The 422-nt window shown below is 63.3% G+C and carries 1 protein-coding gene; it reads right to left on the bottom strand.

Translation table 11 applies throughout. The features are described from left to right. The coding region (locus tag FJV41_RS57510) for an IS66 family transposase (protein WP_141649648.1) at window positions 1–422 on the bottom strand (422 nt) is incomplete at both ends.

Genomic DNA, 422 nt, shown 5'->3' on the forward strand with positions numbered 1-422 from the left:
GCTTGGCCCACTGCGAGGACAGGTAGTGCAGCGCCTTGCCCAGCAAACTGCCTGGCAGCACCGCATGAACGTTGGCCAGCAGCAAGGCCTGGATCTCTTGCAGCACGGGCACACTGTTGGCTTGGCGGCTATGCAGCAGCGCATTCGCATCCAGCCCTTGCTCTTTGGCCAGGGCCTCCACGCGGTAGAGCTTGCCGATCAGCGCGATGAACCTGGCCGCCAATTGCTCAGCCCCCCGGTTGGCTTTGGGCAAGGCCTGCAGCGCGTCATTGAAGTAACGCCGGCAATGTGCCCAACACCCGATTTGCACGAGCTTGTTCGCCAAGGCGATCTTGTTGTAGACCTCGTAGCCGTCGGTCATCAGCACGCCGCCCTCGCGCGCACCGACGTACAGAAGCTGCGCCGCCTCTGTGCTGCGTGAG

It is taken from the genome of Myxococcus llanfairpwllgwyngyllgogerychwyrndrobwllllantysiliogogogochensis, assembly GCF_006636215.1.
Classification (GTDB): domain Bacteria; phylum Myxococcota; class Myxococcia; order Myxococcales; family Myxococcaceae; genus Myxococcus; species Myxococcus llanfairpwllgwyngyllgogerychwyrndrobwllllantysiliogogogochensis.